Source organism: Anaerotignum sp. (assembly GCF_031981185.1).
Lineage (GTDB): Bacteria > Bacillota > Clostridia > Lachnospirales > Anaerotignaceae > Chakrabartyella.
Genome location: NZ_DALYUL010000014.1, coordinates 23,334 through 31,618 on the forward strand (window position 1 = coordinate 23,334; position 8,285 = coordinate 31,618).

10 protein-coding genes are annotated in these 8,285 nt (G+C 36.0%); all 10 read right to left on the reverse strand.

The window, feature by feature from the left end; genetic code table 11:
- Positions 1–3: 3 nt before the first annotated feature.
- Entirely contained in the window at positions 4–186 is a 183-nt protein-coding gene (locus tag RTK36_RS09315) for a hypothetical protein (protein ID WP_312046465.1), read from the reverse strand.
- The gene (locus RTK36_RS09320; RefSeq protein WP_312046466.1) at positions 173–1,150 is read right to left on the reverse strand and encodes a restriction endonuclease; all 978 of its coding nucleotides are present in this window, start codon (positions 1,148–1,150) and stop codon (positions 173–175) included. The genes RTK36_RS09315 and RTK36_RS09320 overlap by 14 nt, the downstream gene beginning before the upstream one ends.
- Before the next feature lie 234 nt (positions 1,151–1,384).
- Positions 1,385–1,561, reverse strand: coding sequence for a hypothetical protein (locus tag RTK36_RS09325; RefSeq protein WP_312046467.1), 177 nt, complete (start codon positions 1,559–1,561; stop codon positions 1,385–1,387).
- A gap of 103 nt (positions 1,562–1,664) precedes the next feature.
- Positions 1,665–1,925 carry a hypothetical protein gene (locus RTK36_RS09330; protein WP_312046468.1) on the reverse strand — a complete coding sequence of 87 codons (261 nt, stop codon included), beginning with the start codon at positions 1,923–1,925 and terminating at the stop codon, positions 1,665–1,667.
- A complete protein-coding gene (locus RTK36_RS09335) occupies positions 1,922–2,140 on the reverse strand; it encodes a hypothetical protein (RefSeq protein WP_312046469.1) in 219 nt (72 codons plus the stop codon). The genes RTK36_RS09330 and RTK36_RS09335 overlap by 4 nt, the downstream gene beginning before the upstream one ends.
- Positions 2,141–2,256: 116 nt before the next feature.
- Entirely contained in the window at positions 2,257–3,771 is a 1,515-nt protein-coding gene (locus RTK36_RS09340) for a hypothetical protein (protein ID WP_312046470.1), read from the reverse strand.
- Positions 3,761–5,440, reverse strand: coding sequence for an AAA family ATPase (locus RTK36_RS09345; RefSeq protein ID WP_312046472.1), 1,680 nt, complete (start codon positions 5,438–5,440; stop codon positions 3,761–3,763). Before RTK36_RS09345 ends, RTK36_RS09340 begins: the two co-directional genes overlap by 11 nt.
- A gap of 2 nt (positions 5,441–5,442) precedes the next feature.
- Positions 5,443–6,360, reverse strand: coding sequence for a hypothetical protein (locus RTK36_RS09350; protein ID WP_312046474.1), 918 nt, complete (start codon positions 6,358–6,360; stop codon positions 5,443–5,445).
- A gap of 16 nt (positions 6,361–6,376) precedes the next feature.
- Entirely contained in the window at positions 6,377–7,327 is a 951-nt protein-coding gene (locus tag RTK36_RS09355) for a helix-turn-helix transcriptional regulator (protein WP_312046477.1), read from the reverse strand.
- A gap of 404 nt (positions 7,328–7,731) precedes the next feature.
- Positions 7,732–8,285, reverse strand: a 554-nt coding sequence (locus RTK36_RS09360) for a hypothetical protein (protein ID WP_312046479.1), incomplete at its 5' end; no start/stop codon positions are given.

Sequence of the window (8,285 nt, forward strand, 5' to 3'; positions counted from 1 at the left end):
CAGCTAGCTGATACAAATATGGCGTCCGTCAAACTCGACATAGCTACGTAAAAGCAAATATGCCGTAATTAGAAGATCGTGGGCAGAACCCGTCATCGCCTTGCAGTTCCCTACTGTTCTACTTTGAATCCCCTTTTCGCACATGCTCTTAGTTACCATGTATCCATAGTTTCTATATCGTTTCACTTCTCATTGATTTTACCCATTCAATAATATTCTCGTGTTCAACCGCGGAAATCGGATAGTTGCGTGTTGTAATATCTTTTCCATCTGGGCATATATGTGAGGTTGTTGATAATAATGCCATATCGGCACCTTTATCTATGACATCAAAGCACAATGCTTTTACTGCATTTACCTCAACTAAATTGCCTTTTGAATATCGCTTGCACTGAATTATTATTGAGTAATTTGTTTCCTTGTGAGTTGCAAAAACATCAATTCCTCCATCTTTTCGACCAGGTCCCAATTTTACGTCAAAACCATTTCTTGAAAAAAACTCAGCGTTTAATGCCTCAAATTGTCTCCAGTGAATTTTAAATAAATCATCAGTGTTGTTTGAAAGGTAATCAATATATCTTTGGTCAAAATAAACGTCTGGTAGCGTAGGCAAAACTTCACTATTAAATAAGTCTGACAATGCTACAACTCCATCCCAGCACTTTGTCGAACATGAATAAGAAAAGCTTCTATCAAGACTTTGAAACATTGTTAACATGAACAAGTCAGCTACTCTTCTTGAAATTCGAGAATCTTGCATTAATTTATTTATAAATTCTTCACCTAATGGTTTCTCGACACCATATTTTTTTCGATGCCAATCCATACACGAAATCGAATATTGAGACGCTAGCAACATTTCTTCTTGATATTCAGGATGTTCTTTTAATAATGATATCATTGGATAAGGATTTGTATCCAATAACTCACCTAAGCTTTCACGAATACTATTTATTACATATTCTATTTCTTCAGGCCTAAATCGGTAAAAATTTGTTTCTGCATTTTCGAGTAAAAACACGGATAAATCGTCTTGAAAATTCTTAAGTATATTTTTTATCTCTTCGTAATTTAAATACATACCTGTCTTAACAAGCAAGCATTCCTGAATGGAATCCATGATTTGTGCAACATTCATATTAACATTCAAAATTTTCACACTTCCTTAAAGTAGTAATACGATAAAGCTATTAAACGCTTTCATAAACTTCGCAAAATAGTACGAACCTACCGTAAATAGAGTTTTGTATAATTGCTAAACTTAGCACTAACAAAAAATAGCACTTGCTAAACATAACGATAAACACAATACTCTTTTAATAACACTTAGATATAAGTTTAGTTGTTGCTTTACTGGTAACAAATCAAAGCTAACATTCAATCGTTACAAAATATCTGCAAAATACCCAGCATTGGTTCTGGAAAACACAACTTTCGATGGGAACACGTTCTCACCCATATTTGCTAAACCAACTAAAGTCATCGCCCATTCAGATAACTCTCTCGGAATTCGATAGCATTTCACTTCGTCTTTTTCTACAATCGTAACTATTGGAATCATTTCTTTACTTAAGCCTACTGATAATACAAGGTTTGGTGTCCGTTTTTTATTTCAAGCAAAGGTTGCCTGTCAATGTCAAAGTAAACCTTTGCTCCTCGACGATTTATTGCAAAACCATTAGATAAGTCAGAACTGTAACAGCATCAATTGGCAACGCTGGTATCTGTCTGCCGTTTCTCATCTGTTCAAAATGCTCAGCAAGATGTTCACAACAATAAGCGTTGAAATACTCACCTTGCATATCAAGATCTTTTTTTATATCTTCCACCGATTTAAAATGATTCATGAAACCTAAGAGAGCAATGAGCGCAATCAAATCATCCGAGTATGTTCCAGCAAACGCCTTATACCATGCCTTGTTCAATTCAATGGCCACTTGGTGCAATTTCTTGTAAAGGGCAAGCTGTGAGTTTTTGTTGCATTTCCCATACCTTCCCCAACCTCATCATCACCCAAATGACCAAATATCCCTACTGAAATGACAATATTTCCTCTCAGCGTCAGGTCTTTTTGGACATGCTCAAATGCTTCTTTGAATCTTGTACTACCACACAATGTTACAACTGGATATTTCTTCATTTTGATCGCCTCCTGAAATACTATTGCGTATTGATATTTTTTACTAGATTAAAAAGCATACCTCATTAAAGAGAATATACCTAGCGACATTATGCCACCAGGTATATTAATGCATCTTAAAAACCAAAAAAACTTGCAAAACCGCCGCAAAAATTACTGACTCCACTTGCAACTGTACTACAAACATTCTTGACTTCCGAAACTACTGTTTTTGCAACTTTCACAGCACCCTCACGAAGTTTCTGTGCACCTTTTACAACGGTTTCTCCAACTTTAGAACCTGCCATATATCCAACAGTACCACCAACAAACCCACCGACAGCTGCACCAACTGGTCCAAAAACTGCGCCAACTGTTGCTCCTATAGTGGCACCTTCTCCCATAGTAACCAAGCCTGCCGCTGTTGCAACCGTTGTTTGTTCAATCTTTTCGATACCTTCCTTAAATGTAAGCTCTCCTGCAGCCATCTTTCCAATAACCTTCGCATCTTCAATGGCGACAAATGCAATATTTGCAATTGTACCAGCAGGTGTACCTTTCGGAATAACTGTAATAATTTCTTTCTCAATACCAACTTTTATTGCTCCAGCCGCAGCCGCCTTCACACCAAAGTCGGCACCACTCACAAGGGCAGTTTCAATAACTTCTTCGCCTTTAATGTCTTCGCCATTCCATAACTTCTGTGCAACATCAAAGCCAACACCAATGGCCGCCCCTTGAAGTGCTGCATAACCAGCTTGTTTTCCGATTCCAATGGCAAGGTCTTTTGTTTTATACTCATTCCAGTTCAGTTCATTCCACTTGCCACCCTGAGCCTCATCTCTCATCTGCTCTGCAGTGGATTTTGAAAGTGGATTACTCGTAGTCCCATCAGGCGCTTCTATGACTGTTGTCGATTTTTTCTGAATATCAGCTTGCTGACCTTCCGCAACAAGTTTCTGCTGTCCTCTATAATCACCATATTCAAATGCCTGTTCCGTTGCTTTTGCATCTTTGCAATATTTAGATTGATATCTCTTTACTACTTTTCCGTTGCCATCAACGATGACAATATCTACAGAGTTTTTAGCATAACCATTTCCGTTAGGCTCTAAAACCTTAGCACGATACCGACTTCCTGTTGCTTCCGCATTTAAGTTGAATGTCTGTGCGTGATACTGTTCTGCAATAAAGCCATCTAATCTGGGATTTTGGCTTACAGCACCAGCTTGAGTTGTAATTGTACGATATAATGACTCGTTTGCTGTTTGAAGCGCATTATCCAATCCAGTCAGATATGTTGCAGCCTCCTGTGCAGACATTGCCGATGTTGCTTTTTGCGTTTCTGATGCAAACCAGCTTTCCTTGCTTCTTCCATTCTCAATTGCCTTTGCCAAAGAAATTTTATTTGCTTCATCAACCTCAATGGTTGTTATTATTTCGTTTGTCATCGCCTGAATTTCTTCCGGCTTTCTATCCGGAAGTTGCTCTTGCATTTTCTGACTTAACCATTCTTCAACTGGCTTGTCCTTATTTTTAACATAGTACTCCATAAAATCTTTAATTATTGGTTTTGCATTTTGGCACTCTTCTTCAATTATAATAGGAGATGCGTCTTGGTCTAAAAGTAATAATTCATCTTTATCGTCCATTTTTGATAGCCCCCATTACTTCCCAAATACCCCAGTGATCATTATCTTCTAGCTCTTCTTTAATATCATCTTTTTTCACTACCTCTTCAATGTTATCCTCTTTTGGCACTTCTTTAATTGCATCATCTTTTGGGACTTCCTTAATCGTATCCTCTTTTGGGACTTCCTTAATCGTATCCTCTTTACTTGCAGGTTTAATATCAATTTTATCAATCGTAGATTTTATTTCCTTAATCTTATCCTTCAATGTGCTGGAAATTGATTTTGTATCCTTTACTGATTTCAATAAATCTTCTGTTGAAATTGATTCTTTTCCATCAATAAAAGCCATCTCTATTGTATCTTTCACAACAGCTTCCAAGTCTGCACCATTAAACCCATCCGTTTCTTTAATAAGTGCAATGGAATCGATTTCCTTGTTCCATTTTTTACGCTTTTTCAGATGAATGTCCAAAATTTTTCTACGTTCTTCACCATTTGGAAGATCAACAAAGAACAACTCATCAAATCTTCCCTTTCTCAAAAATTCTGGCGGCATCTTAGAAATATCGTTCGCCGTTGCAACGATAAATACCGTGTTTTCTTTTTCCTGCATCCATGTTAGGAATTGGCCAAACAATCTGGTAGTAACATCATTTCCACCGCCATCACCGCCAACTCCAGCAAATGCTTTTTCAATCTCATCAATCCACAAAACACAAGGACTAATTGCTTCTGACAATTTTAAAGCCTTTCTCATGTTTTCTTCTGATTCACCCACATATTTTCCAAGAAGCCGTCCAACATCAAGTCGTACTAATGGGATTTCAAATAAACTTGCCGTAGCTTTTGCTGTCAGACTTTTACCACATCCGGGCATACCAATAATCATAATTCCTTTTGGAACATCCACCCCAAATTTAAGTGCCTTATCTAAATTCGCAAAAACTCTTGCTTTGCGTGCCAGCCACTCTTTTAGGTTTTCCAAACCACCAATATCATCAATTGTTTCTGTGAAATTCACAATTTCAAGCATTCCAGACTTCTTGATAAACTGTTCTTTCTCTTTCAAAATAAGCAATTTATCCTCTTTGTCTATACATCCTCCATCCTGATATGCCAAGTTCAAAATCTGCTTTATTTGAAACTCATTCAACCCTTTAAAAGACAAAGCAATATCATTGATTGTATCCTGCTCAACAACAATATCCATATCAGAGATAAAATCATTGATAATTGCTAATATTTCACTGGTAGTTGGTAACGGGATATCAAAAACAGTAATATAATTTTCCAATTCACGAGGAATGATTGTTATTTCCGAAAGAATAAAAATGGTAGCATTATAATTATCATTGTACAAATTATTTTCTGCAATTTTCTTTAATAATGAAATAATCTTCGAGTTGTTCAATTCACCATGAACATCCTTTAACACAAGGAAGGTTTCCCGCTCAAAGCCATCATCCATCGTAAGTTTTAGAAATTGCTCCAAATTACACTCCTGCATAGGGCTTTTTGTTTTGAAGTCAATTAAGCCTAACGCATTATTAAATTCTACGCATTTAACAGCTTCTCCTACACGAGCTATTGCATCGTCAATCACCTTAAAATCAAAATGGTTAATGTAAATAATAGGATGCAGTGCATCTATGTAAGAAGCTAAAATATTGACTGTACTCCTCTTCATGCCTACACCTCCATATACAATAACTCGCGCGTTGAAGAATTACTTTTATAATCAATCCCATCAACAATGACAAATTTATTTGTAACATCCGTACTTGCTAAATCTCCCCCAGATACGCCTGCCGAACGAACAAAATCACCTGTTCCCATACTTATGATCATAAATTTTTTCCCTTTAGGCTCAAGGTCTTTCCAGTATCCATCAGTAATACCCGCGAACGTAATCAGATTATCCCCTAATTTTGTTGAAAAATCCGATTTTTTAATGATAACACTAATACTATTGAACATATTTCTCTTTTCTACATTCGTATCAATATCAATAGTTACTACACCGTCTTCTTTCTTACTTTCAATCGGAACATAGTACTCTCTCGACTTTTCATTCATTAACAGACACATAACTGCTAATGCGGATTTTTCCTTTAATGTCCAAAAAAGTGCTCTGTGGTTTAAATCTAACACCCATTTATATTTCATCACCATCTCCGCAATATTAGCCTTGATCTTGGCAACATCATTAGGGTTCTCAAGAATTCCTTCTACTAGCTGTCTATATCCCGTTTCGTAATCATCTATAATACTTTGAGCCCTATAACTCTGTTTCTCATAAATTGAACAAAGTTCCTTCCTTTCCTCCAGGTATTCCAACATATAAACACTTTCTTCAATCTTTTTATCATCGCAGACTACACTGAAAATTTTGATAAGCTCTTTAACGATTTCAATGGGTTTTTCTACAGTAATTGCAGACACCTTTGCTAATTCTTCCGCATATCCTCTAACTTCCAACCATCTATGAAGCAATTTGTTGTTGTAATACGCAAGAACATCTTCAACAGAAAAATTATTCTGCAAATCCTCAATTGTGCGAATCGGCATATCATCACAGATAAGATTAAATTTAATTGCCTTTGCCATTTTTATTCCTCCATTTTCACAAAAGTGTAATATTATCTTTTTGGCTGTTCAGCCACATATTGATGCCTTGTCCAAACACCTCTGCCGTAACAATGTAAATCCCATTTTCTTCTGACAGCACTTGCGCAGTTGGCAATTTATCAAGCACAGCATCAATATCGTTTCCAGAATATTTGAACTTCACTTTTTGCAATTTACCTCCATACATAAACTGAATTCGTTTTCTGAATTCACCTTCCTCAAATCGACTGCTATAAGGAATATGAAATTTCTCATCTAGAACTTTTAGTTTTTTGATCCTATCCATGCGATAAATAGTAGGAAACGAATCATTAATTACATCAAAATCCTTTTTTGCATCTTCATCGTCAATAAAAGCCGTTAGATAAAAATAGTATTCTGAAAACATGATAGCCACTGGCTTAACTTTTCTTTTTACAGTAGCTTTATCTTTCAATCTATAGTAATCAATTTCTATGTACTGACAATTTCTAATAGCCTGTCCAACATTCCACATGGTATCTAAAAACTGTGTCTTATGCCGCGGCTCAACATAGTGAAACGCTTCATTGCTGATTAAATCTGTAATCAATTTTTGATTACTTTTTGGCACACAACTGGAAATAAGCTTATCCAGCATATCAGTCATTTCTTTTTTGGTAAATGCTCGACTATCTAATAGAATTTTGGACAGCGCCAAAACTTCACTATTCGTAAGTTTCAGTCTGTAAATTTGTTCTAATCGATAACCTTTATCGTAACGGTCATAAATCACAGAATTAATACTTCCAGTATTCTCCGCATCCAGCTCCAAAAAGTTTCTAATTTCATCAATGTCCCTTTGGATGCTCCGCTCATTCACACCAAAATTTTTGGCTTCCTCAGCCTTATTTATCAAATACCCGTTTATGAGTTTTGTATAGATTGCAAGAACTCGCTCAATCTTGTCATTTTTAATTTCGCCCATAGACACCTCCCCTATTGCATTTTTATTATAAGTTATAAGAACGACACATTGTGTCTATCACGTTTGTTTTTTATTCATTTCGTTTAAATTATGACCTACTGTTCTTTTTTTCCACACAGATACCATTTACAGCAACACAACCTCTTTCAATATTTACCATTATATACCTAATTTCATTTTTTCTCTACATAACCCTTTCATGAATTTATTTAAAATACATAATTTGCTTTTAAACTGACATATTAAAAATCCATGCATCATTCAAGTAAGGGCAGAACCTATTAAATCAGCTCTGCCCTTCAGTAACTATCCTTTTTTTAGTTTAAAAAGTTTGAAACAAAAACTACATTACAAAAAATCTTTCGCTACAATTGTGGAAAATTATCGTTCAGTAAGTCGACTCATTATACAGAAGCATTTACCCAAAAATAGCCATCACCATAGTCATAGCTTTCGGCCCAAACCTGTAGCCAAAGCTCTCCGCTATCTGTCACTAAATAGTCATACACTTCATGATTCGCAGACAAATTAAATGTGCCTACAGAATCGCTACCAAAGGACGGAGATGTATAGAGAAACTCATAGCTGGAAATATAAATTCCATACTCATAATAATATTGCCCCAGAGAATTTGCATCTTCTAATTTTTGTTCTAGTGCCGCCTCCATTGCTGCAGCAGCTGCGCGTTGCTCACCTTCTTTCTTTTGTAAATCCAGCTGTGCAGTAAGATTTTCTTTTGAAATAATATTCAAGTCATACTCATCTAATCCATCATTCAGTTTCCATTTTCCCTCTTTGTCTCTAGTGAACAGATATGGCTGGAGATACAGTTCGGAATTTTCATTATCAGAACCTACAGTAATGGAATTAATATCTGCAAAAGTGGTGTGAACGGAAGCAGTTTCCTTCTCAACACCTGCTTCATAAATTGTTATTTTCTCATCTGGAGAAACAACAT